The sequence below is a fragment of the Loigolactobacillus bifermentans DSM 20003 genome, assembly GCF_001434575.1.
GTDB lineage: Bacteria > Bacillota > Bacilli > Lactobacillales > Lactobacillaceae > Loigolactobacillus > Loigolactobacillus bifermentans.
Genome location: NZ_AZDA01000093.1, coordinates 18,851 through 41,789, shown reverse-complemented (window position 1 = coordinate 41,789; position 22,939 = coordinate 18,851). Strand labels below are relative to the sequence as shown.

At 44.3% G+C, this 22,939-nt stretch carries 19 protein-coding genes; 3 read left to right on the top strand and 16 right to left on the bottom strand.

The window, feature by feature from the left end; genetic code table 11:
* Window positions 1–133: 133 nt before the first annotated feature.
* From FC07_RS10885 to obgE, 4 genes are all read right to left on the bottom strand, one after another.
* Window positions 134–1,453 (bottom strand): sensor histidine kinase, encoded by a 1,320-nt coding sequence (locus FC07_RS10885; protein WP_057905137.1) that lies wholly within the window; start codon window positions 1,451–1,453, stop codon window positions 134–136.
* Window positions 1,450–2,136, bottom strand: a complete 687-nt coding sequence (locus FC07_RS10880) for a response regulator transcription factor (protein WP_057905136.1) — start codon at window positions 2,134–2,136, stop codon at window positions 1,450–1,452. Before FC07_RS10880 ends, FC07_RS10885 begins: the two co-directional genes overlap by 4 nt.
* A gap of 46 nt (window positions 2,137–2,182) precedes the next feature.
* Window positions 2,183–4,114, bottom strand: coding sequence for an acyltransferase family protein (locus FC07_RS10875; protein WP_057905135.1), 1,932 nt, complete (start codon window positions 4,112–4,114; stop codon window positions 2,183–2,185).
* 102 nt (window positions 4,115–4,216) lie between these two features.
* Window positions 4,217–5,521 carry a GTPase ObgE gene (gene obgE, locus FC07_RS10870; protein WP_057905134.1) on the bottom strand — a complete coding sequence of 435 codons (1,305 nt, stop codon included), beginning with the start codon at window positions 5,519–5,521 and terminating at the stop codon, window positions 4,217–4,219.
* 200 nt (window positions 5,522–5,721) lie between these two features.
* On the opposite strand from obgE, the gene FC07_RS10865 reads away from it, so the two are divergent.
* From FC07_RS10865 to FC07_RS10855, 3 genes are read left to right on the top strand one after another with little or no spacing between them, the layout of a single operon-like run.
* Window positions 5,722–6,477, top strand: a complete 756-nt coding sequence (locus FC07_RS10865) for a DeoR/GlpR family DNA-binding transcription regulator (RefSeq protein WP_057905133.1) — start codon at window positions 5,722–5,724, stop codon at window positions 6,475–6,477.
* A complete protein-coding gene (pfkB, locus tag FC07_RS10860; protein ID WP_057905132.1) occupies window positions 6,474–7,385 on the top strand; it encodes a 1-phosphofructokinase in 912 nt (303 codons plus the stop codon). The genes FC07_RS10865 and pfkB overlap by 4 nt, the downstream gene beginning before the upstream one ends.
* Window positions 7,386–7,405: 20 nt before the next feature.
* Entirely contained in the window at window positions 7,406–9,328 is a 1,923-nt protein-coding gene (locus FC07_RS10855; RefSeq protein WP_057905131.1) for a PTS fructose transporter subunit IIABC, read from the top strand.
* 51 nt (window positions 9,329–9,379) lie between these two features.
* Here the strand turns inward: FC07_RS10855 and purD are convergent, their stop codons facing one another.
* The 12 genes from purD to uvrC all read right to left on the bottom strand — a co-directional run bounded on the left by purD (window position 9,380) and on the right by uvrC (window position 22,882).
* Complete coding sequence (gene purD / locus FC07_RS10850; protein WP_057905130.1) at window positions 9,380–10,648, bottom strand: phosphoribosylamine--glycine ligase; 1,269 nt, start codon at window positions 10,646–10,648, stop codon at window positions 9,380–9,382.
* A 120-nt stretch (window positions 10,649–10,768) separates the two neighbouring features.
* Window positions 10,769–12,295 (bottom strand): bifunctional phosphoribosylaminoimidazolecarboxamide formyltransferase/IMP cyclohydrolase, encoded by a 1,527-nt coding sequence (gene purH / locus FC07_RS10845; protein WP_057905129.1) that lies wholly within the window; start codon window positions 12,293–12,295, stop codon window positions 10,769–10,771.
* 25 nt (window positions 12,296–12,320) lie between these two features.
* Window positions 12,321–12,932 (bottom strand): phosphoribosylglycinamide formyltransferase, encoded by a 612-nt coding sequence (gene purN / locus FC07_RS10840; RefSeq protein WP_057905128.1) that lies wholly within the window; start codon window positions 12,930–12,932, stop codon window positions 12,321–12,323.
* Window positions 12,925–13,962, bottom strand: coding sequence for a phosphoribosylformylglycinamidine cyclo-ligase (purM, locus tag FC07_RS10835; RefSeq protein ID WP_420814198.1), 1,038 nt, complete (start codon window positions 13,960–13,962; stop codon window positions 12,925–12,927). The genes purN and purM overlap by 8 nt, the downstream gene beginning before the upstream one ends.
* Before the next feature lie 12 nt (window positions 13,963–13,974).
* Window positions 13,975–15,417: an amidophosphoribosyltransferase gene (gene purF / locus FC07_RS10830; protein ID WP_057905126.1), complete on the bottom strand. Its 1,443-nt coding sequence runs from the start codon at window positions 15,415–15,417 to the stop codon at window positions 13,975–13,977.
* Window positions 15,402–17,606: a phosphoribosylformylglycinamidine synthase subunit PurL gene (gene purL / locus FC07_RS10825; RefSeq protein ID WP_057905125.1), complete on the bottom strand. Its 2,205-nt coding sequence runs from the start codon at window positions 17,604–17,606 to the stop codon at window positions 15,402–15,404. Before purL ends, purF begins: the two co-directional genes overlap by 16 nt.
* Entirely contained in the window at window positions 17,603–18,271 is a 669-nt protein-coding gene (purQ, locus tag FC07_RS10820; protein ID WP_057905124.1) for a phosphoribosylformylglycinamidine synthase subunit PurQ, read from the bottom strand. The genes purL and purQ overlap by 4 nt, the downstream gene beginning before the upstream one ends.
* A 14-nt stretch (window positions 18,272–18,285) precedes the next feature.
* Window positions 18,286–18,549 carry a phosphoribosylformylglycinamidine synthase subunit PurS gene (gene purS, locus FC07_RS10815; protein WP_057905123.1) on the bottom strand — a complete coding sequence of 88 codons (264 nt, stop codon included), beginning with the start codon at window positions 18,547–18,549 and terminating at the stop codon, window positions 18,286–18,288.
* Entirely contained in the window at window positions 18,536–19,267 is a 732-nt protein-coding gene (purC, locus tag FC07_RS10810) for a phosphoribosylaminoimidazolesuccinocarboxamide synthase (protein WP_057905122.1), read from the bottom strand. The genes purS and purC overlap by 14 nt, the downstream gene beginning before the upstream one ends.
* Window positions 19,264–20,415, bottom strand: coding sequence for a 5-(carboxyamino)imidazole ribonucleotide synthase (purK, locus tag FC07_RS10805; RefSeq protein ID WP_057905121.1), 1,152 nt, complete (start codon window positions 20,413–20,415; stop codon window positions 19,264–19,266). The genes purC and purK overlap by 4 nt, the downstream gene beginning before the upstream one ends.
* Entirely contained in the window at window positions 20,396–20,881 is a 486-nt protein-coding gene (gene purE, locus FC07_RS10800; protein ID WP_057905120.1) for a 5-(carboxyamino)imidazole ribonucleotide mutase, read from the bottom strand. The genes purK and purE overlap by 20 nt, the downstream gene beginning before the upstream one ends.
* Before the next feature lie 231 nt (window positions 20,882–21,112).
* A complete protein-coding gene (gene uvrC / locus FC07_RS10795) occupies window positions 21,113–22,882 on the bottom strand; it encodes an excinuclease ABC subunit UvrC (RefSeq protein WP_057905119.1) in 1,770 nt (589 codons plus the stop codon).
* Between the last annotated feature and the right edge of the window lie 57 nt (window positions 22,883–22,939).

Genomic DNA, 22,939 nt, shown 5'->3' with positions numbered 1-22,939 from the left:
GTTCATCCATTTCTATAAATTACTATCCTATTGTAGACATTTTTCAGAATCCCCGCAATCATTTTGTGACAACTCAAAGAAAAACACTCACTAGATCAAAGCCAAATTAATCTAGATAAGTGTCTTCTTTAAACTAAGCCTGATGCGGCTCATTATGCAGCATTGGGAACGTCACAATAAACTGTGTACCTTGCGGTTGATTCGCAGCCACTTTAATGGTGCCTTGGTGGTTATCAATAATCCGTTTGGCAATCGCCAAGCCCAAACCGTTACCACCGATTGCACGACTATGGGCTTTATCTTCACGATAAAAACGTTCAAAAATGTGTTCACGGTTCTCAGGTGCAATGCCGCGACCTGTATCAGCAACGATCAATTGCCAATGGTTATTATTTTGCCGCGCCACAAACCGAATTGACTCATGCGCAGGTTTATATTTTAAAGCATTGTCTAATAAAATAACAATTAATTGATGAATTTGTTTTTGATCCAGCCATAGTGTCCGGTCCAATTGAATGTCCGATTCAAAATCCTTTTCCTGACTGGCGGCAATCTCAGAATAAGGTGCAATGACTTCCTCCAGAAATGGCCGGATCGCCGTTGCTTCACGCTGAATTTGTGTCATATTTGAATCAGAACGTGCCAGTACCAATAGGTCCCGCGTCAACGAACTTAAGCGCCGTGTTTCAGAAAGTGACAGTGCAATTGGCTCCGTTTGGTCAATAATCTTTTCGTTGGGTTTGGTCAACAAAAATTCCAGCTTACTTTGGATCACCGTTAACGGTGTTCGCAATTCATGTGCTGCATTGGCGACGAACTCTTGTTGCTTTTGCCAAGCCTTCAATAACGGTTGCATATTGAACCATGATAATAAGTAACTGAGGATCAATGATAAAATCCAAAAGAAAATCATCGTCATGATCAAAATTCGACGGAAGCTTTGGAGGGCCTGCTCGGTGGAATCAATATTTTCCATGATCTGCACGTAACGGCCGCGATACAGTGGATTAACACCGTGACTTGGCATTTTGATCAACAACGACCTAAAATTACTGCCATTGGCCAACGAGATCGTCGTAATTTTATTGCGCTGTTTTTGATTCAGCTTCACTGAGACCAATAAATCGTAATGATCACCTAACATCGCAGCATTATCAATCTGACCTTTTTTATTAAAAATCAAAATACTGGTTCGAAAATCTGGCGGTAATTTACTTTTTTTATTTTTCTGCTTATTTTTGGTCTGGATCTGCGCTTTGCCTTTCAGCTGACTTTGATGTTGGTTGGATAACAACATTCTTTTTTGCTGCATCAAGCTTTGATCCACATTTTGATAAAGCACCGTTTGAAAGGCAAAGTTAACGATTACGCCTAATGTGATAAAAATCACCGCAAAGCTCACGATTTCCATGATGAAAAAATGAGCCTGTTGCTTTAATTCAATCTTTTTCACGCTGTCACTTCCAACATATAGCCAACGTTCCGCAAAGTCCGAATCATTTGATCAGCCTGCTGGGGTTTCAATTTTTTCCGTAGATTACTCATATACACTTCAACCACGGTCATACTGGTTTCTGAATCAAAGCCCCATAAGCGATCAAAAATTTGTTCCTTCGTAATAATGGTATTTTGGTTTTCCAATAAGTAGGTCAGTAAATCAAACTCTTTTCCGTTTAATTGCACGGGTTCATCTGCAACTTGCACACTGCGATTTTGTAAGTTCACACTAATTGACCCCGCCTTCAATTGGTTTTCCTCATAGAAATGTCCACTGCGCTTCAGCAAAGCCTTGATTCGCAATACCAATTCTTCACGATGGAAAGGTTTCGTCAGATAATCATCTGCACCAATGGTAAAACCGTGCACCTTATCATCGATGCCATCTTTGGCGGTTAGGATCAACACCGGTGTTTCAATGTGTTTATTACGCAACGACTTTAAAACATCATAACCATTTTTAAGCGGTAGCATTAAGTCTAAAATAATCAAATCGTAAATGCCTTGTTCCGCTTTAAATTGGCCTTCTTCACCATCATATACTTGATCAACGGCTACAAAATCTTGAATAAATGCTTTGACGCTTTCAGATAATGCTGTGTCATCTTCTACTAAAAGTACCCGTACCATATTTGTCATGATCTCACCTCACTTTATAAATTAACATGATTAACTTAAACCAGTCTTAATGGTTGATTTGTTCTAACATCTGTTTGCCAATAAAGTTGGCATAATATAATTTACCGTCCTGGTTCGGATGAACCTGATCGCTGTAAAACCAGTCGGCATGACCGCTACAAGCTTGGTTCCAATCCAATACTTTTAAGTTATGCCAGCGTTTTTGGGCGGCAACCAAGGATTGGTTCACACTATTTTGCCAAGTTCGCGTTGGCACGTGCACGTTCACCCAAAAAACTTGACGTTTACTGCCAATCGTCTTCATCATGTCATCCAGCTGCTGATTGGTAAATGGCCCGTTAGTGCCTAAACCAATTAAAACCACTTGCCCCAGCGCATCTTGCTTTGCATAAGTTTTAAGAATATCCAAACTTTGATTTGCCTGACGACCTACTTTTGCGTCTAAGACCATTTTAGGGAAAAGTTGTTGCAAGACGTCACCACCATCTAACATAACAGAATCTCCGATGGCGGTCACGTTTAAGCTTTGTGCTGTGATCAACTGTTGATCGGTAATACCAGCACTGAGCTTTGGATCAAGCTTTGGCACCTTAACCGTCTGTTTTTGCTTGGTATTTTGGGTACTTTCTGATGTTCCTTTAGCCGCTTGGCGATTGGCTTTTTTAGCTGCCGCTACCAATGACTGCTTTTTCGCAGCATTCGCCTGTTCGTTTTGCTTGATTTTACGCGCCAATTGCGACTTGTTAGCATCAGGCGTTGTTGGATGGCTCAGCGCACCAACTGTGCCAATGACGATCAACACACAAACAGGCACCAAATAGATGCGATATTGTCCCAATTGTTTCAGACTACGACGCGTATCTTGCCATAACCCATGACCAGCTTGCCATTCAAAGTGACTAAACGGTCGCTCGATCAAGCGGTAGGATAATTCGCTGATCAGTAAGATCAACACCATCTGCGCACAACCATGTAATACGGGATGTGCCGCTAGGTTTTTAACTTGATTTTCATAAAAAATCATCACTGGAAATTGATACAAATAAATCCCGTAGCTTCGGCTGCCGATCCAATCAAACAGCGGATTCGTTAACCAGCGATTCCAATCAGAGCCTGGGTGAACGATCACCGCAATCAATAACGCCGCAACTAACGAATATAAGAACATCCCGCCACGATAAGTAAAGGCATGTTCCGCATTTAAGGTGAGGTAACCCACTAGCATCAGGACAACCATTAGCGCGCCCACACTGTCGAGTGCAATGCGTTGTTGCCGTTCCACTTTTTGTTTCAGTTTCGTGCTCGGCCATAAAATTGCTAAGCTCGCCCCAATTAAAATAGCAGCTGCCCGTGTATCTGTTCCATAGTAGACCCTGCTGGGGTCATGCCCTGGCACAAACAAAATAGCCATTAACAGTGCCGACACAATGGCGCCACCAAATAGCCACCAACTAATGCGTCGCCGAGGTTTGATCAACAAGATCATCCCAATGATCACAAACGGCCAAATCAAATAAAATTGACCTTCAATCGAAAGCGTCCACAAATGGGTAAACGGCGATGCGGTATCCGCAAACCGTTCAAAATAAGACTCGCCATGCAAAATCGACCACCAGTTATAAATGTAAATTAAATTACTGGATAGTACGCCGCCGAGATGCGCCAACAACTGACGTTGAAACAACGTAATGTAACTGGCTGTTGCAAACAGCATCGTGACCAACGCTGGATAGAGCCGACGAATCCGGCGCTTATAAAAAGCCAATAAATAAATGTGACCTTCTTGATCCCATTCTTGAATCAACAGGTCGGTAATGAGATACCCTGTTAATACTAAGAAGATCACAACGCCCAAATAACCGCCAGGTACCGTAAAGGGAATCAAATGATACAAAATAACGCCAATTACCGCTAAGGCTCGTAATCCGTTTAGCCCATTGATGTAACGGCTATGTTTTAATCGTTTTTGCTGTTTCATTTTACCTGCCTCATCGTCCATAATCTCTCAAACATAAAAGGCGAACCATCTTTGCGTTTCTAAAAGATAATCCGCCTTAAATCCTGACATTCTTTTTAAACGTTAATCGACAAACTCAAATCTAAATTCATCGATTTGAACCAAATCACCATTTTTAGCGCCTGCTGCGCGTAGGGCTTCATCAATGCCCATGCCACGCAATTGCCGTGCAAAACGCATTAAACTTTCATCATGTTGGAGATCCGTCATTTGATACAACTTTTCAACTTGTTCACCATGGATTACAAACGCCCCTGTCTCATCCTGCTCGATGGTAAAGTTTGGCTTTTGATCAGGATCAAAGCGATAAAGCGTTGCTTCTTCGGTGACTGGTTCTTCATCTTGATAAAGTGGAAAGGCTGGTGTGGCATCCAAACAATCTGCTGTTTCTTGGAGTAACTGCTTTAACCCCGCATGGGTCACAGCAGAAATTGGCAAGATCAAACTATCGCGATAGTCTGTTTCAGCAATTTTTGCTTTAAATTCAGCCAAATGTTCTGCACTAGTTGGGAGATCCATCTTGGTTGCTACAATAATTTGTGGCCGTTTCAATAAGTTTGGATCATATTTTGCCAATTCGTCATTGATTTTGCCAAAATCAGCGAAAGGATCTTCCTCATCTGTCCCACTCATATCAACTAAATGCAACAGAACACGGGTGCGTTCGATGTGGCGCAGAAATTCAATGCCTAACCCGACGCCATTTGCCGCACCTTCAATCAAGCCTGGCATATCGGCGACTGCGAAACTACGGCCATCCTCTAAACTCACCATCCCTAAATTGGGCACCAAGGTGGTAAAATGATACGCCCCAATTTTAGGCTTAGCACTGGTAATGACCGATAACAGTGTCGATTTCCCAACTGATGGGAAACCAATTAAACCAACATCGGCCAAAACTTTCAATTCTAAGGTGACCCGACGTTCAACCCCAGGTTCCCCATTTTCAGAAATTTCAGGAGCTGGATTTTTAGGAGACGCAAAATGAATATTGCCACGGCCACCACGACCACCTTGGGCAATCACCACTGCTTGTTGATCAGCCACTAAATCGGCTAATAATTGACCTGATTTTTCATCACGAACGGTTGTGCCAGGCGGCACACTAATAATCGTATCTTTTGCGCCGCGGCCGGTCATGCCTTTGTTCATACCGCGCTCGCCGTTTTTCGCTTTAAAAATGTGATGATAGCGGAAGTCCATCAAGGTGCGTAACCCTTCATCGACTTTTAAAATAATACTGCCACCGCGACCACCATCACCGCCAGCTGGGCCACCAAGGGGCACAAACTTTTCACGTCGGAACGCTACTGTACCGTCGCCACCCTTACCAGCCTTCACTGTAATTGTGATTTGATCTATAAACACGATCTAACCTCTTTCTAAACTCGATTCATTCTTGAGATTGCTTTATTTTATCTACCTTATTGTAAAGAAATTTCGCGACCTTGTCCATAGTTGTGGTCGCTTTAATCAGAACCTTAACAAATGTTTTTGAACGATTTTGACGTTTTTATATTGATTTTGAACGTTTATGGTGGTAAATTATAAATCAAGGAAGTGAGAAAATGCTTACAGAAGAACGACATCAATATATTTTAGGCGAGTTGAAGCAACACCAAATCGTTAAATCACAAGATTTAATTCAACAAACCCAAGCTTCCGAATCAACCATTCGGCGCGATTTACAAATTTTAGAACAAGGCGGCTACTTGGTCCGCGTTCACGGTGGCGCCAAACAAGTCACCACCTTACAAACCGAATTGGCAGTTAATGAAAAATCTGGCCAAAGCGTCCAAGAAAAAAATGCGATTGCCCAAGCCGCCGTCAAACAGTTAGCTGTTCGTGACGTGATTTTTCTTGATGCTGGTACCACAACGCTGGCGATGATTCCCTACTTAAAGTCAGACTTACATTTAACGGTCGTTACCAATGGTGTGAGTCATGCTTCCTTATTAGCAGACTACAACATTCATTGTTACCTGCTAGGCGGCGCGCTTAAAAACAGCACTAAAGCCGTGATTGGTCCTGAAAGTATTGCTTTGTTAAACCAATATCGATTTAACAAGGCCTTTATGGGCACAAATGGTGTGCATTTAAAATATGGCTTTACCACACCTGATCCAGAGGAAGCCGCTGTCAAACGTGCCGCCTTGGAACAAGCCGATCAAGTCATTTTTATGGCAGATCATACAAAATTCGAACAAGTTTCGTTTGCAAAAATCGCTGATCTGAGTGCCGGCATGATCTTAACCGATCACCTGGCCCACGAAGATCGCTTAAATTATCAACAACAAACTGATATTCAGGAGGCCTTTCAATGATTTACACCATTACTGTCAATCCTTCAATTGATTACATTGTTCAATTACCTGAGCTCACACTTGGTGAAGTGAACCGGATGCACTATGACACCAAACTCCCTGGTGGCAAAGGGATCAACGTTTCACGAATTTTACAACAATTAGCCGTCCCCAGTACAGCTTGGGGCTTTCTAGGTGGCTTTACTGGGACATTTGTCAAAGACTGCTTGGTTCAAGAAAAACTGCCTGCTGATTTTACCACCGTCCAGGCTGACACTCGGATCAACTTTAAAATCAAAGCCCAAAACGAAACTGAGATCAATGGTGCTGGTCCCAAAATCGATGCAGCTGCCTTGGCAAGTTTCAAAGCCAAGTTTGACCAACTACAACCTGGTGACATTGTGGTGATGGCTGGGAGCTTAGCCCCTAACCTGCCCACTCATTTTTATAAAGATCTCATCCCATTGATTCAAGCGCATCAAGCTGAGTTTGTCATTGACACCACAGGGCAAGCCTTGCTGGACACCTTGGCCGATCATCCTTTAGTTGTCAAACCAAATCACCATGAATTAGCCGACCTATTCCACGTTACGTTAACATCGGATGACGATATTGTGCACTACGGTCAAGAATTACTGAAATTAGGTGCACAAAACGTTTTAATTTCAATGGCTGGGGCCGGCGCCTTTATGATCACCCCTGATCAAGTATTACGCTCTGCTGCACCAAAAGGCACGGTTAAAAACTCAGTTGGGGCTGGGGATTCAATGATTGCTGGATTTGTCGGTACTTTTGCGCAAACCCACCAAGCACAAGCCAGTTTTGAAACTGGTTTGGCTTGTGGGAGTGCTACCGCTTTTTCTGAAGATTTAGCCACTGCTGCTAAAATTGCTGAAGTTCGTCAACAAATTAAAATTGAGACTTATTAACTAAAAGGAGTGTTACCCTTATGGATATTCGTGAATTATTGGTTCCTGATGTGATGATCATGGATCTCAAAGCCACCGATAAGGCCGGTGCCATTGACGAGATGGTCCACCAATACGCACAACATGGCATTATCAACGACGAAGCGCTTTACAAACAAGATATTTTAAAACGTGAGGCCGAATCCACCACAGGCATTGGAGATGGGATTGCCATGCCTCACGCAAAAGACAAGGCTGTTCAACGTGCCACGGTATTATTTGCAAAAAGCCAAACTGGCGTTGACTTTGAGGCTTTGGATGGCCAACCAGTTTACCTGTTCTTCATGATTGCTGCGCCTGAAGGGGCCAATAATACGCATTTACAGGCCTTAGCCTCCCTTTCCGGTTTGTTGATCAACCCAGATTTAATCGCGGCCTTAAAAAAAGCCACCACACCAACCGAAGTGCAACAATTATTTGGCGATGCGCAAGCCGCTAAAGAAGCCAAAGAAGCACAAGAGGCCGCTGCGGCAGCCGCACCACAGCCTGAAGCAACATCCGAACGGCCGTTTATCGTCGCCGTTTCTGCGTGCCCAAATGGCATCGCCCACACTTATATGGCGGAAGAAGCCTTGAAAAAACAAGCCAAAACCATGGGGGTTGACATTAAAGTCGAAACCAACGGTTCTGAAGGAGTTAAACATCGCTTAACCGCCGCTGATATTGACCGTGCCCAAGGGGTCATTATCACAGCAGATAAAAAAGTTGAGATGGCGCGTTTTGCTGGCAAACACTTAATCAACCATCCAGTTATCGATGGCATTAAAAAGCCTGAAGAATTGATCCAAGCGACTTTAAACGAGCAAGGTCCGATCTACCAAGCCGCTGGTGGTGACACCACAACAGCTGACGATGACACTGAAAAGAAATCAGCTTGGAGCAATATTTATGCCAGCTTGATGAACGGGATCTCCAACATGCTACCATTTGTCGTAGGTGGTGGGATCTTAATGGCGATTTCCTTTATGGTTGAACAATCCGTTGGGGCGAAGTCCACAACCTTCCTCTTCTTAAATGGGTTAGGCAATTGGGCGTTTAGTTTCTTAGTCCCCGTACTAGCAGCTTATATTGCCGAATCAATTGGTGATCGGCCAGCGTTAATGCCTGGGTTCGTTGGTGGCTTTATGGCCAATACAGCTGCAGCAAGTATTGTCAAAACTACCAGTGTGGCTGGCTTCTTAGGTGGGATCGCCGCTGGGTTTATTGCAGGTTATCTGATTGTTTGGCTGAAGAAGGTTTTCCGGAATTTGCCACAATCTTTATCTGGTTTAAAACCGATGATCATTTATCCAATCTTAGGCCTGTTGTTAGTCGGCTTGATCATGTTCTTCATTATTGATCCGATTTTCGCCGTTATCAATCATGCTTTGACCACCTTCTTAAAAGGGATGGGCACTGGAAACGCCGTTTTACTTGGTACTGTCCTAGGTGGGATGATGTCCATCGATATGGGTGGTCCCTTTAACAAAGCCGCTTATACCACGGCCATTGGGGTTTATACCGCAACCGGTGATGGTAAAATGATGGCTGCTGTCATGGTTGGTGGCATGGTTCCTCCTTTGGCAACCGCCGTTGCAACCACCTTCTGGGGTTCTAAATTCTCTGCCGACGAACGCAAAGCTGGTTTATCCAATTATGTTTTAGGGTTATCTTTCATTACCGAAGGTGCCATTCCATTCGCTGCTTCTGATCCCCTGCATGTCATCACATCAAGTGTGATCGGTGCTGCTATTGGCGGTGGCTTAAGTCAATTCTGGCATGTCAGTGTCCCTGCACCGCATGGTGGTTTATGGGTCACACCGTTGGCCACACATTGGTTATTCTACGTCTTATCTGTTGTCATTGGCGCCTTGATTGCCGGTGTTTTACTGGGTATTTGGCGGCCTGCTAAAACTGAAAAATAAGGTACGATTGAAAAAGGCCGACTCGTAAGAGCCGACCTTTTTTGGTTGCCATTAGGCTTCCGCATCAATGGCACGATGGCCAATGTCAGAACGATAACGTAACCCTGATAAGTTTTGTTGCTGTAACCAAGTATAGATAGTGGTTTGTGCTGCTTGAATCGAAACTGCCGCTGTCACCACACATAAGATGCGTCCCCCTGAACTGACCAATTTCCCAGCATCCTGTTTCGTCCCGGCATAGTCACAGATCAAACCGGCTGGTAACTGCTGAAAAGCCGTTAAATCATGCCCTGCACCAGATGACATGGGATACTGTTCGTCGGCGACAACGACCCCTAAATAAGTTTGTTCAGACTGCCACCCAACAGTCACAGAACGTTGTTCCAAGAGATCTTGCAAAAGCTGATAAAAATCTGTTTGTAATTGTGGCAAGACCACTTGTGTTTCGGGATCACCAAAACGCACATTAAACTCAATGACCTTGATGCCCGTCGCCGTTTTGATCAAACCGGCATATAAGATTCCAGTAAAGGAACACCCTACAGCGTGCATGGCCTTCACAACGGGCTTTAAAACCTGTTGTAACCCTTGTTCGGCCAATTCCGGCGGCATTTGTGGCAAGGGACTATAAGCCCCCATGCCCCCAGTATTTGGGCCTTGATCACCGTCAAAAGCCGCCTTATGATCCTGTGCCAAAGGCATTGGCACCACCTGATCACCACTGACAAAAGCCATTAGCGAAAATTCTTCACCAACTAAAAATTCTTCCATCACAACTGTGGTCGTATCAAACCGGTGTTGTCCTAAAAATTCATGTAAAGCCGTCACAGCCGCTGCCCGATTTTGCGCGATCACCACGCCTTTACCAGCTGCCAATCCATTGGCCTTTAAAACCACTGGAAAAGTTTGCTGATCCAAGGCTGCAATTGCCGCTGCTTCATCTGTATAACTGGTATAGGCTGCCGTTGCCACATTGGCTTGCGCCATTATTTTTTTTGCGAATGTTTTTGAACCTTCAAGTTGTGCCGCTGCTTGGTCAGGTCCAAAAATAGTTAAACCAGCAGCCTGAAAGGCATCAACAATGCCTTGCTGTAACGGTACTTCTGGTCCAACAAACGTTAAATCGATTTGCTGTTGTTGCGCAAATGCAATTAATTCTGGAAATGCTAATTCATCGATTGGCACAAGGTGAATCTTGTCTTGAAGCATTCCAGGATTGCCTGGTGCGCAATAGACAGTTGTGACCTGCTTGCTTTTTAAGAATTGTTTACTGATCACGTGTTCACGGCCACCACGACCGACCACAAGAACGGTTGCCACAGAAAAAGACCTCCCTATCGTTTCACAAAATTTTAGTTTTTAACCATCATCAGGCTAAAAACAGACGTTATTTTAGAAAAAGCATCATTCTGACTGGAATGATGCTTACTCGATCACCGCTTAATGTCGGAAATGACGCCGTCCACTAAAGACCATGGTAATCCCTGCTTCATTGGCAGCGTCAATCGACTCTTGATCACGAATGCTACCACCAGGTTGTACGATTGCTTTAATACCGTGTGCAGCTGCATAAGTTACACTATCCCCCATTGGGAAAAAGGCATCTGATGCTAAAACGGCTTGCCCAAATAATGGTGATTGTGCGGCTTGCGCAAGGGCTAATTCTACGGAACCCACGCGGTTCATTTGGCCAGCACCAATGCCTAATGTTTGTTCCGCCGTTGCAACAACAATTGAATTACTTTTAACGTGTTTGGCAACGACTTGCGCAAAGGCCAAGGCTTGCAACTGTTCAGCTGTTGGTTGTACCTTGGTCACCACTTTAAAATCAGCAATCGTTTCAGCCGTTAGGTCTTGTTCTTGCCGTAAAATACCGCCCATGACGGAGACCGTTTCAAGGTCAGCTTGCCGCCCATGCGCAAAATTGAGTGTTAACAGGCGTAAATTCTTTTTCTTTGCCAAAACATCATAAGCAGCATCTTCAAAACTTGGTGCAATAATGATCTCCAAGAATAATTGATGCATTTTTTCGGCCGTTGCCACATCAACCGGACGATTTAAAACGATGATTCCGCCAAAAATTGAGGTTGAATCAGCCGCAAAGGCTCGATCCCAAGCTTGTTCAATCGTATCCCCTAGTCCGATTCCACAAGGGTTCATGTGCTTAACAGCCATCACTGCAGGCTGTTTAAATTCGGCAGCCATCCGCAAAGCCGCATCCGCATCTTTAATATTGTTATAGGACAATTCTTTCCCATGCAATTGTTTGGCAGCTGCAATGGAATAAGGACTTGGGAATGGTTCGGCATAAAAAGCCGCTTGTTGTTGGCTATTTTCACCATAGCGTAAATGCTGCTTTTTAGTATAAGTCAGCGTTAATTGATCTGGAAATTCATCCTGTGTTAAGTATTGGGCAATTAACGCATCATAGGCTGCCGTATGTTGGAAAACCTTTGTTGCCAATTGACGGCGTAAGTCATGTGTGATTTGATTGTCGGCTAACGCGGCAAGGATAGGTTGATAATCGGCTGGATCAATAATGGTTAATACAGCTTGATAATTTTTTGCAGCAGCGCGTAACATACTGGGACCACCAATATCAATTTGTTCAATGGCCTCTGGTTCAGTCACATTGGGCTGTGCAATGGTCTGTTTAAAAGGATATAAATTAACGGCGACTAAGTCGATCGTGTCAATTCCTTGCTTGGCCAAAGCAGCCATATGCTCTGGCTTATCTCGACGTGCTAACAAGCCAGCATGGATCGCAGGGTGTAATGTTTTCACCCGACCATCTAACATTTCTGGAAAATGGGTCACATCTTCAACGGCAGTCACTGCCACGCTGGCTTTTTCCAAAGCTGCCTTTGTACCGCCCGTAGATAAAATCCGAAAGCCTTGTGCCACTAAACCTTGTGCAAATTCAACAATGCCTGTTTTGTCCGATACACTTAGTAATGCCGTTTTCATGTTTTAAAAACCCCTTTAGTCTACATTATGATCGTGAATCTAATTGCGTTTGATGAACCGTTAAATCGCCTTGCGCCACTAAAGCTTGTACGAAACTGTCAAAAAACAGTCGGTGCTCCACTTGGTGAATCCGTTGTGCCAAATGCGCCACCGTTTCATGTTTTAAAATCGCCACATGCGCTTGTGCTAAAATCGGCCCACTATCAATGCCGGCGTCAATATAATGCACCGTCACACCGGTTTCACTAACCCCTGCCGCATACGCATCTTCAATCCCATGCCGCCCGGGAAAAAGTGGTAACAACGCCGGATGGATATTTAAAATATGCTGCGGATAAGCATTCAGTAAAACTGGCGTCACAATACGCATGTACCCAGCTAACAAGATCCAGTCGATCTGTGCGGTTTGTAATTGTTGTAAAATGGCCTGTTCAAAAGCTGTTTTATCAGCAAAATCCTTCACCTTTTTGGCCCAAACAGGCACACCGGCCTGTTGCGCTTTGGCAACCACTAAAGCTTGTGGTTGATCAGAAACCAGCAACCCCACTTGAATGGGGAGGTCACTTGCTTGGATATGCGCCAGTAACGCATCAAAATTGGTCCCGGTCCCAGACGCAAAAATCGCTACTTTAATCATGAGCAACCCCCTTAATGACCACCGCTTGCGTCAGCCGTGGCGTCACTTGACCAACCTGATAGTAAGGCGTTTGTTGCGCCTGTAACTCGGCTTCAACTTGCGCCAAATCGTCTGGATGAATTGCCAACACCATGCCTAACCCCATATTAAACGTTTCATAACAATCAGTAGGAGTCAGCCCACCAAGTTGCCGTAATAATGTGAAAATTGGTAATTCAGGCCAAGCGGCTGGATCAAACTCGGCTTGCAATGTGTCTGGCAAAATGCGTGGCACATTATCCAATAACCCACCACCGGTAATATGAGCGGCACCTGCAATCAACTGTTGTTGTAATAAGGGCTGTAAAACATGGCTATATAAGCGGGTCGGTGTTAAAAGCTCATCTTGTAACGTTTTTTCTAATGGTACCACAAGATCGGTCAACTGATAATCATGATTTTCAAATAAAATTTTACGTACCAGTGAAAAGCCGTTACTATGCAGCCCACTAGAGGGTAAACCAAGTAACACATCACCAGCCTGGACGTTTTTTGCCTGTAAAATCGTTTGTTTTTGTGCCAAACCAACCGCAAAACCTGCTAAATCAAAATGATTGCCTTGATAAACCCCTGGCATTTCTGCTGTTTCACCGCCGAGCAACGCCATATTTTCAGCCTGACAAGCTGCTAAAACACCTTGCAATACTTGTTGGACCTGTGTGGGTTCTAAATGTGAAACTGCTAAATAATCCAAGAAGAATAACGGTTTCGCCCCTTGGGCCACCACATCATTGACACACATGGCCACTAAATCTTGTCCAATGGTGGTCAGTTTGCCACTGGCAGCTGCTAATAATACTTTGGTGCCAACGCCATCGGTACCAGAGACCAATACGGGCGCTGTTAGATCTTCCTGACCTAAGTCATAACAACCTGCAAAAGTGCCTAAATTGCCTAATACATGAGACTGTGTTTTTAAATTCTTTTGTAGTTCGTCAACCACCGCTGCACCGGCTGCAATGTTCACACCTGCGGATTCATATGCATTCATTTTAACCATCCTTTACTGCATCACTTTTGTTGCTGTTTTAGGTTGTTTGAAAGTCGCCGCATAATCATACAACGGCGTGGGGTAATCTCCGTTAAAGTAGGCGACACAAAGGCCTCGATTCGGCTCATGAGAAGGCAGATCGATGGCATCGATCAACCCCTCTAAACTTAAGAAATGTAAGGAATCTGCGCCGATTTTGGCACACATTTCTGGAATGGTATAATTGGCAGCCATTAACTCCTGTGTGTTTTCAATGTCAATCCCATAAAAGCAAGGGTATTTTAATGGCGGTGAACTGATCAATAAATGCACACTTTTGGCGCCTGCCTCTTTTAACAACCGCACAATGTAGTTACTCGTCGTTCCACGCACAATTGAATCATCCACCAAGGCCACCTTTTTACCTGCCACAACGGCTTTCACCGCCGCTAGCTTCATCCGCACCCCTTGTTCCCGTAATTCTTGAGTGGGTTGAATAAAAGTACGCGCACTATATTGGTTTTTGATCAGTCCCAATTCGTCTGGAAGACCACTTTCCAACGCATAACCAGAAGCTGCCGACAAAGAAGAATTGGGCACACCTACTACAATATCAGCATCAACCGGACTTTCCTGGGCTAATCGGCGGCCCATACGTTGGCGTGCTTGATGAATATTAACCCCGTAGATCGTTGAGTCTGGCCGGGCAAAGTAAATGTATTCCATCGAACAAATCGACAACTGTGTCTCGGTGGTAAAGGGTTCACAATGATAACCGCTGTCATCAATGGTAATCAGTTCACCTGGTTGAACATCCCGGATAAAATGGGCGCCAACCGTGTCCAGCGCACAAGTTTCGCTACAAACAATGTAGGCACCATTATCCAAGCGTCCAACCACTAATGGCCGAAAACCATTGGGGTCAAGTGCCGCATACAGCGCATTTTTCGTCAGGACGAGGTAGGCAAAGCCCCCCTTGATCTCACGCAAGCTGGCCTTAAGTCGTGCTTTAAAATCAGCACCTTTTTGCCGTTGAATCAGGTGCATCAACACTTCTGTATCAGAATCCGTTCGGAAAATCGCGCCGTCTTGTTCCAATTCAGTGCGGAGACTCACGGCATTGGTCAAATTGCCATTATGTGCTAAAGCCACGTCTTCCTGTGCAAAATGAAAGAGAAACGGTTGGATATTTTCAATACCATGCGTACCGGCCGTCCCGTAACGAACATGACCAATGGCGCATGGTCCGGTTAATTGGGCCAATTGTTCAGGTTTCGAAAAAGCATCTGCTAATAAACCGAGCCCTTTGTGTTCCAGCAAGCGCCCATTAGCTTGAACGGTGACGATACCTGCCCCTTCTTGGCCACGATGCTGCAAGCTATGTAAGCCAAAATAAGTGCGTTCCGCCGCGTGCTCATCTTGCCAAACACCAAAAATACCGCATTCTTCGTTTAATCCCTTTATTTCAGCTGACATGCTAAAGCTCCCTTCCACAGTTGCTTGGCAGTGGTGACGGGTAAACTAAACTGTGTCCCACTTGTTTCAATTTCAAGTGCCGTCCCGCCAACTTTACCGATCAATTGCCCTGTTTCCCCAATGATTGCCTCAGCTGCCGCTTTTTGGTTTGCTGGCACTGAAACAATAAAACGGGATTGCGTTTCAGCAAAGAGCCAACTGGTTGGCAGGCCAACGCTAACTTGACAACCGATCTCGCCGTCAAAACAGCTTTCTGCCAAACCGACCGCCAAACCACCTTCCGCTAAATCATGAGCGCTTTGCACAATACCGGCACGAATCAACTGTTGCACCACTTGTTGATTGGCTAATTCTGTTGCTAGGTCAAACTTAAACAATGAGCCACTGATGCGACCTTGTTGCATTTTTTGCAGTTCACTGCCATTAAAATCACCAGCCGTGGTCCCAATGGTATAAATCAAATCACCTGCATTTTTAAACCTTTGCGTGGTGATCCATTCATTTTGCGCAATTAAGCCAACCATCCCTACCATTGGCGTTGGGAAAATGGCTTCCCCATTTGATTCATTATATAGGGAAACATTCCCTGAGATCACAGGTGTGCCTAATGCTTCACAGGCCTGTGCCATGCCTGCAGTGGCTTCTTTTAACTCATAAAAAATTTCAGGATCCTCAGGGCTCCCAAAGTTCAAACAATCCGTAATGCCCAGTGGTTCACCCCCAGCCGCAACCACGTTACGCGCTGCTTCACAAACCGCGATCATGCCACCTTGCTTAGGATCTAAATACAAATACCGTGGGTTCGCATCCGTGGTCACCGCTAAGCTTTTATGGGTCCCTCGGATCCGTAGTACGCCTGCGTCAGAACCTGGTGTGACCACTGTGTTGGTCTGCACTTGACTGTCATATTGCCGGTAAACATCAGCCTTAGAGGCAATGCTGGTTTGTTGTAATAACGCACACAACGTTTTGGCAGGATCATCAACCAATGGCTGATACTGCGCCGTTTGGTGCTTTAGACGTTCTGGTTGACGGCTAGGGCGATGATAAACAGGGGCATCTTGGACCAAAGACCGAATCGGTACATCCGCGACAACTGCCCCATGATGATACAAGACATATTGCTTCGCATCCGTCACATGCCCAATTTGAACCGCATCTAACCCATAATCTGCAAATAATTGTTCAACGGCCGCACCATAGCCCTGATGGATGCACAACAGCATCCGTTCTTGTGACTCTGACAACATGAGCTCATAAGGAATCATGCCCTTTTCTCGCTGTGGCACTTGATCCAAATCAAGGATCATCCCATAGCCTGCTTTGGCACCCATTTCAGCAGAAGAAGAAACTAAGCCAGCAGCGCCCATATCCTGAATCCCAACAAGCATCTCCGGATGTTCTTTAATGAGTACCAAACAAGCTTCCATCAATTGCTTTTCAGCAAAGGGGTCCCCCACTTGAACTGCTGAGCGGTTAGTTTCTTCAGCGTCATTAAATTCAGCCGACGCAAAAATGGCACCTTGGATCCCATCACGCCCTGTTTTAGCACCGACATAATAAATTAAATTATCAGCACCAGCTGCAGCGCCTTTTTGTTGCTGTGTATTATCCAATAACCCGACGCACATCGCATTCATCACCGGATTGGCTTCAAAAACCGGATCAAACGTCAATTCCCCACCAACTGTGGGAATACCGATACAGTTCCCGTAACCGCCAATCCCAGCAATGGTTTCATTTAACAAATATTTTGTGTGGGCTTGGTTCAGTTCACCAAAATGTAAACTGTCTAACATGGCAATTGGCCGCGCACCCATTGAAAAAATATCACGAATAATGCCGCCAACACCTGTGGCAGCCCCTTGATAAGGTTCAACCGCTGTGGGATGGTTATGACTTTCTGCTTTAAAGACCACGGCCTGATGATCACCAATATCAATGATTCCAGCGCCTTCCCCAGGTCCTTGTAAGATTCTTGGCCCAGTTGTTGGGAATTGCTTCAGTAATGGCTTCGAATTTTTATACGCACAATGTTCACTCCACATTGCGGCAAACAAGCCGGTTTCTGTAAAGTTCGGCAAACGGCCGATCAACGTTTGGATCCGCTGATATTCATCTTCAGTTAACCCCCAATTTAAGTAATGTTGGGTGGTTTTAATCGCTTCTGGTGCTAATTCGGTCATCATGCCGGTTGAACCTCTTTTCCACATAAACTCATCAATAAGCGTAAGCCGTCTGTATTACCTAACAATGAATCGCTGGCTCGTTCAGGATGGGGCATCATTCCTAGCACATTGCCTGCTTCATTGGTAATGCCTGCAATATCAGCGATACTGCCATTTGGATTGTCCTGATACGTGAATACAATTTGACCATTGGCCTTTAACGTTGCCAACTGTTCAGGTGAGCAGTAATAGTTGCCTTCACCGTGCGCAATTGGTAAATGAATGGTTTCATTGGCCTGATATTGGTTGGTAAACCGGGTCGTTGCATTGGCCACCGTTAAGGCCTGATTCTGACAAATAAACGCTTGATCACGGTTAACACGTAATGCGCCGGGTAATAAGCCGGCCTCTGTTAAAATCTGAAAGCCATTGCAAATCCCTAAAACAGGTTTACCACTTGCAGCAAAATCCTTAACAGCCTGCATCACAGGTGCAACCCGCGCAATCGCACCGCTTCGCAAGTAGTCACCATACGAGAAACCACCAGGAATTAAGACAGCATCTGCTGTAAACGATGTGGCGCGATAATCAACAAATAATGCTGTTTCTTTTAAACCTTCTGTAACGGCATAATAGAGATCCCAATCACAATTTGAACCAGGAAATTGAATGACGGCAAAACGCAAGATGACGGCCTCCTTTAAATGGCTTCGTTGACTGAAACGGCTTCGATTTCGTAGCGATAGCTTTCCATATTGACATTGGCAAGTAACTCAGCGCACATCCGCTCTACCTCAACTTCAGGCGCTTCATCACTAGCCGCAAGGTCGATTTCAAAGTATTTCCCAACGGTGACGCTAGCAACGTTTTGATAATTAAGCTGATGGAGTGTTTTCTTAATCGTTTCACCTTGAGGATCTAAAATTGATTCTTTATAAGTGATATAAATTTTAACGTGATACATGAGCCACCTCCGAGTTTTCTAAACGTTGTAACACTTCATGGTAAACGGTTGTTAAATCACCTGTATGCTTCCGAAAGACATCTTTATCCAAGGAATTTTTGGTTGTCATATCAACTAAACGACAAGAATCTGGCGATATTTCATCAGCTAAGACCAGTTGGCCTGCTTTCGTCTTACCAAACTCAACTTTAAAATCAACCAATTGCAGATCAGCTGCTGTAAAACGCTGAATTAATAGCTGATTGATCTTTAAAGCAAACTGTTCAATGGTTTGGCTTTCGGCTAATGTAACGACCTTTAACGCAGCCGCTTGTTCAGCGTTCATAAATGGATCATCTAGTGCATCTGACTTGTAAAAGAACTCAACGACTGGTGGGTCTAATGGTGCCAGATAGGCTTGTTTAAACTTGCGTTGAAAACTGCCAGAAGCGGCATTACGGACCACAACTTCTAACGGGATCATGGTCACGGCTTGCACCAACTGTTCGCTATCAGATAATTGTTTTACAAAATGAGTCGCAATCCCATTGGCCTTTAAGTAATTAAAGATCAGACTATCCATTTTGTTATTTAAAAGTCCTTTTTCAGCAATGGCTTCTTTCCGTTTGCCATTTAAGGCAGTGGCCTGATTCAAATATTCTACCCAGTAAAGATCAGGATCATCTGTTTCGTAAAACCGCTTGGCTTTGCCTTCTTTAAGCACGTTTAATTTTTTCATTTTTCTTCTTCTGCCTCCCAGATACCTTCGCTTACAAAACTTTGAATTAACGCTGCTTGATCAGAACCGACCATGGTAATGTGACCCATTTTACGATCTTGGCGAATATCGGCTTTACCATAGTCATGAAAATACCATTGTGGCCGTTGTGGCAGACGCTGCCGTGCAACGGTTAAATGTTGTCCTAACAAATTCACCATGACCGCAGGCTGTTGTAACGTAATTGGTGGTATCGCCAAACCACAAATACTCCGAATATGGGCTGCAAACTGTGAGATATTGCAAGCTTCGATTGAATAATGGCCGGAATTGTGCGGTCGTGGTGCCAATTCATTTACCAATAACTGACCATCCGCCTTTAAAAACAGTTCAATCCCTAGCACCCCGCGTAATTTTAAGGCCTGTGCAATGACCGTTGCGAACCGTTGTGCTTCCTGCTGAATGGCAACTGAAACCCGTGCAGGAATAATACTTTGATGCAAAATATGATGATGATGTTGATTCTCAGCTACCGGAAAAGTTTGAACTTGGCCGTCAGCCGAGCGCGTCACCATCACGGACAATTCTTTCGTAAAAGCTTGACGCTGTTCTAAAATACAAGTGCCTGCTTGATCAATCAACGTTTGTCCAACCATTAAATCGGCCGCACTGTTCATATCCTGCTGACCATGACCGTCATAGCCGCCAGCGATCGTTTTAAGAATGCTTGGATACCCCACCTGTTTAAGCGCAGCAGGTAAATCAGCTGCTGTGGGCACTGCCGCAAAGTTTGTCACGGGCAAGTGATGGGCCTTTAAAAAGTTCTTTTCATTTAAACGTTGGCCCGTAATGGTCAACAAATCTGTTCCTTGTGGCAAGGTAGTCAATGGTTCAACTGCTTTCAAACTGTCGACATCGACATTTTCAAATTCATAGGTCAAAACATCGCTGGCCTGTGCCAACTGCCGTAACGCAGCTTGGTCGTTGTACGCAGCTGTAATTTGAAAATCACAAACTTGCGCCGTTGGGCAATTTGGTGTGGGTTCCAACACACCAACACGATACCCCATGCTTTTCGCAGCTAAAGCCATCATTTGCCCCAATTGGCCCCCACCAACAATCCCAATGGTTGCCGGTGGCAAAATCGGCTTATTGTAATTGTTGCTCACTGGCCTGTGCCTCCTCAGTTTGGCGTGTTCGAAAGGCAATCAGTTTTTGTGTTAACGCTTCTGAATTTAAAGCCAACATTTGAATCGCCATTAAAGCAGCATTTTTAGCCCCTGCTTTGCCAATTGCCATGGTGGCAACACTAACTCCTGCCGGCATTTGAACGATTGAGAGTAATGAATCCATCCCATGCAAGGCATGGCTTTCCACCGGAATACCAATGACTGGTAAAACTGTATTCGCGGCTAGCATGCCAGGTAAATGGGCTGCACCACCAGCACCTGCAATGATCACACCAAAATTGTTGGTTGCTGCTGTTGTGGCAAATTGCTGTAATTGTTGTGGCATCCGATGTGCCGAAATAACATGGCGCTCATACGGTACGTTAAACTGGTCCAACAGTTCAGCTGCATAGGTTAGTGTTGGCCAATCTGACGCTGACCCCATGACTAATGCAATTTTTTTCATCATTTAACCTCTTTTTGATTTGGCTTTTGAATAACCTCAGTGTAGCAAGCCGCGTTTCATTCGTCAATCTAATTTTCGAACATTTTTGTATAATATTATTATTATTGTACGTGTTTACGAACGTTCGTTAAAAATAGCAAACAATATTGTACTTATAATTCAATATTATCCGGACAATGCAAAACAAAAAGCTTGAGCCAACATGAAAATTCTGTTGGTTCAAGCTTTTGCTTAAAGTGATAATTTAATGGTTTGCGCTACTGTTTTTGAAATACCGATCTTTTGCAGGTCCGCAACCGATGCTGTTTTAATGTGTTTAACAGAGCCAAAGGTTTTGAGCAATTTATTCCGTGTTTTAGGACCTACACCACTGATTTGATCCAGTTGCGAATGAAATGAATTCTTACTGTGCAATTGACGGTGGAACGTAATGGCAAACCGGTGCACTTCGTCTTGAATCCGCTGCAGTAAATAGAAACCTTCACTTTTAGGATCAAGGTCTAATTTACGATTATCAGGCCCATACATCAATGCTGCCGTTTTATGATGATCATTCTTCACCATCCCCGCAATGGGCAGGTCCAAGTCCAGTTCATTGCTTAACACATCCCGAGCGGCATTCAACTCAATTTCCCCACCATCCATTAAAATCAGATCTGGTAGATCTTGTCCTTCTTTCAATAAACGGCTGTAACGGCGCCGAATCACTTCCTGCGTATTTAACGCTTCATTGGCCCCATCACCATTTCTAATTTTGTATTTACGGTAGGCTTTTTTATCAGGCTTGCCATCCCGGTAACACACCATGGCGGACACTGGATCCGTCCCTTGAATGTGAGAATGGTCAAACGCCTCAATGGTTTGTGCTGAATCAATGCCCAGGACTTGTGCCAACTGTGTCACAGCGCCAATGGAATGAGAATTATCCAACTCTAACAGTCGGAATTTCTCCTCTAATACTAAGCGGGCATTTTTAGTTGCCATTTCCATTAAATCACGTTTTTGACCACGCTGTGGCGTCCGTACAGGAACCGTTAAAATATCTGCTAAAACTTGTTTATTAACCCCTTTTGGCACTAAAATCTCTTTTGGTAAGACCTTATTTTTACGTTGATAAAACTGCAAAATGAAACTCTCTAATTCTTCTTCAGGCGTGTTAACACAAGGAAACAGTCGCTTTTCCCGTTTCATTAAACGCGCCTGACGAATAAAGAATACTTGTACTGACAACCAACCTTTATCCAAATAAAAACTAAAAATATCGCGCGGTGTGGTATCGTTGGAAATAATTTTCTGTTTCTCAACGGTGGCTTCAATATAATGGATCTGATCACGTAATTCAGCGGCCCGTTCAAATTTTAAATCCTGTGCCGCTTGCGTCATCTCGTCACGTAAATGCTGTTTAACCGCACTCACATTTCCATTCAAGAAACTTTTGATCCGTTTGATCTGCGCATCATATTCCGCCTGAGGCACCTCACGAAAACAAGCCCCTAAACACTGGCCCATGTGGTAATACAAGCAAGGTCGCGTTTGATGGCCTTTACAGCGCCGTAGCGGATAAACTTTTTGTAAGAAGTGTAATGTCTCCTCTGCTGCGTAAACGTTGGGATAAGGCCCAAAATAGTAGGCACCGTCCTTTTTGATCTCACCGGTGATCAACATTTGGGGATCGCGTTCATTGGTGATTTTGATATAAGGATAGCCTGTCCCTTTTTTGAGTTTAATATTGAAATAAGGTTGATGTTTTTGAATCAGCGTGATTTCCAATAAGAAGGCTTCTTTATCCGTACTGGTAATGATGGTTTCAAAATCACGAATCGTAGCCACTAATTTGGCCGTTTTACCTTCGTGACTACTTTTGAAGTATGACCGCACCCGATTTTTTAAATTTTTAGCTTTCCCAACATAAATGATGTGACCATTTTCATCCTTCATCAAATAGCAACCAGGCAGACCTGGCAAGAGCCGTAATTTATTTTCTAAATATGGTGTGGCCATTTTAAACCATCCTTTCAAAACTTAGTCGCCATCATAGTTTAGCGCAGCCCACAAAAA

Bases quoted from the DNA above. Each gene is read 5' to 3' on its own strand.
- purH (WP_057905129.1), bottom strand. From the start codon at position 12,295: ATGAAAACGGCATTACTAAGTGTATCGGACAAAACAGGCATTGTTGAA.
- uvrC (WP_057905119.1), bottom strand. From the start codon at position 22,882: ATGGCCACACCATATTTAGAAAATAAATTACGGCTCTTGCCAGGTCTG.
- purC (WP_057905122.1), bottom strand. From the start codon at position 19,267: ATGAAAAAATTAAACGTGCTTAAAGAAGGCAAAGCCAAGCGGTTTTAC.
- FC07_RS10880 (WP_057905136.1), bottom strand. From the start codon at position 2,136: ATGACAAATATGGTACGGGTACTTTTAGTAGAAGATGACACAGCATTA.
- FC07_RS10865 (WP_057905133.1), top strand. From the start codon at position 5,722: ATGCTTACAGAAGAACGACATCAATATATTTTAGGCGAGTTGAAGCAA.
- purN (WP_057905128.1), bottom strand. From the start codon at position 12,932: ATGATTAAAGTAGCGATTTTTGCGTCTGGGACCGGGACCAATTTTGAT.
- purM (WP_420814198.1), bottom strand. From the start codon at position 13,962: ATGAATGCATATGAATCCGCAGGTGTGAACATTGCAGCCGGTGCAGCG.
- purS (WP_057905123.1), bottom strand. From the start codon at position 18,549: ATGTATCACGTTAAAATTTATATCACTTATAAAGAATCAATTTTAGAT.
- purF (WP_057905126.1), bottom strand. From the start codon at position 15,417: ATGTCAGCTGAAATAAAGGGATTAAACGAAGAATGCGGTATTTTTGGT.
- purE (WP_057905120.1), bottom strand. From the start codon at position 20,881: ATGAAAAAAATTGCATTAGTCATGGGGTCAGCGTCAGATTGGCCAACA.
- FC07_RS10855 (WP_057905131.1), top strand. From the start codon at position 7,406: ATGGATATTCGTGAATTATTGGTTCCTGATGTGATGATCATGGATCTC.
- pfkB (WP_057905132.1), top strand. From the start codon at position 6,474: ATGATTTACACCATTACTGTCAATCCTTCAATTGATTACATTGTTCAA.
- FC07_RS10875 (WP_057905135.1), bottom strand. From the start codon at position 4,114: ATGAAACAGCAAAAACGATTAAAACATAGCCGTTACATCAATGGGCTA.
- purL (WP_057905125.1), bottom strand. From the start codon at position 17,606: ATGATGACCGAATTAGCACCAGAAGCGATTAAAACCACCCAACATTAC.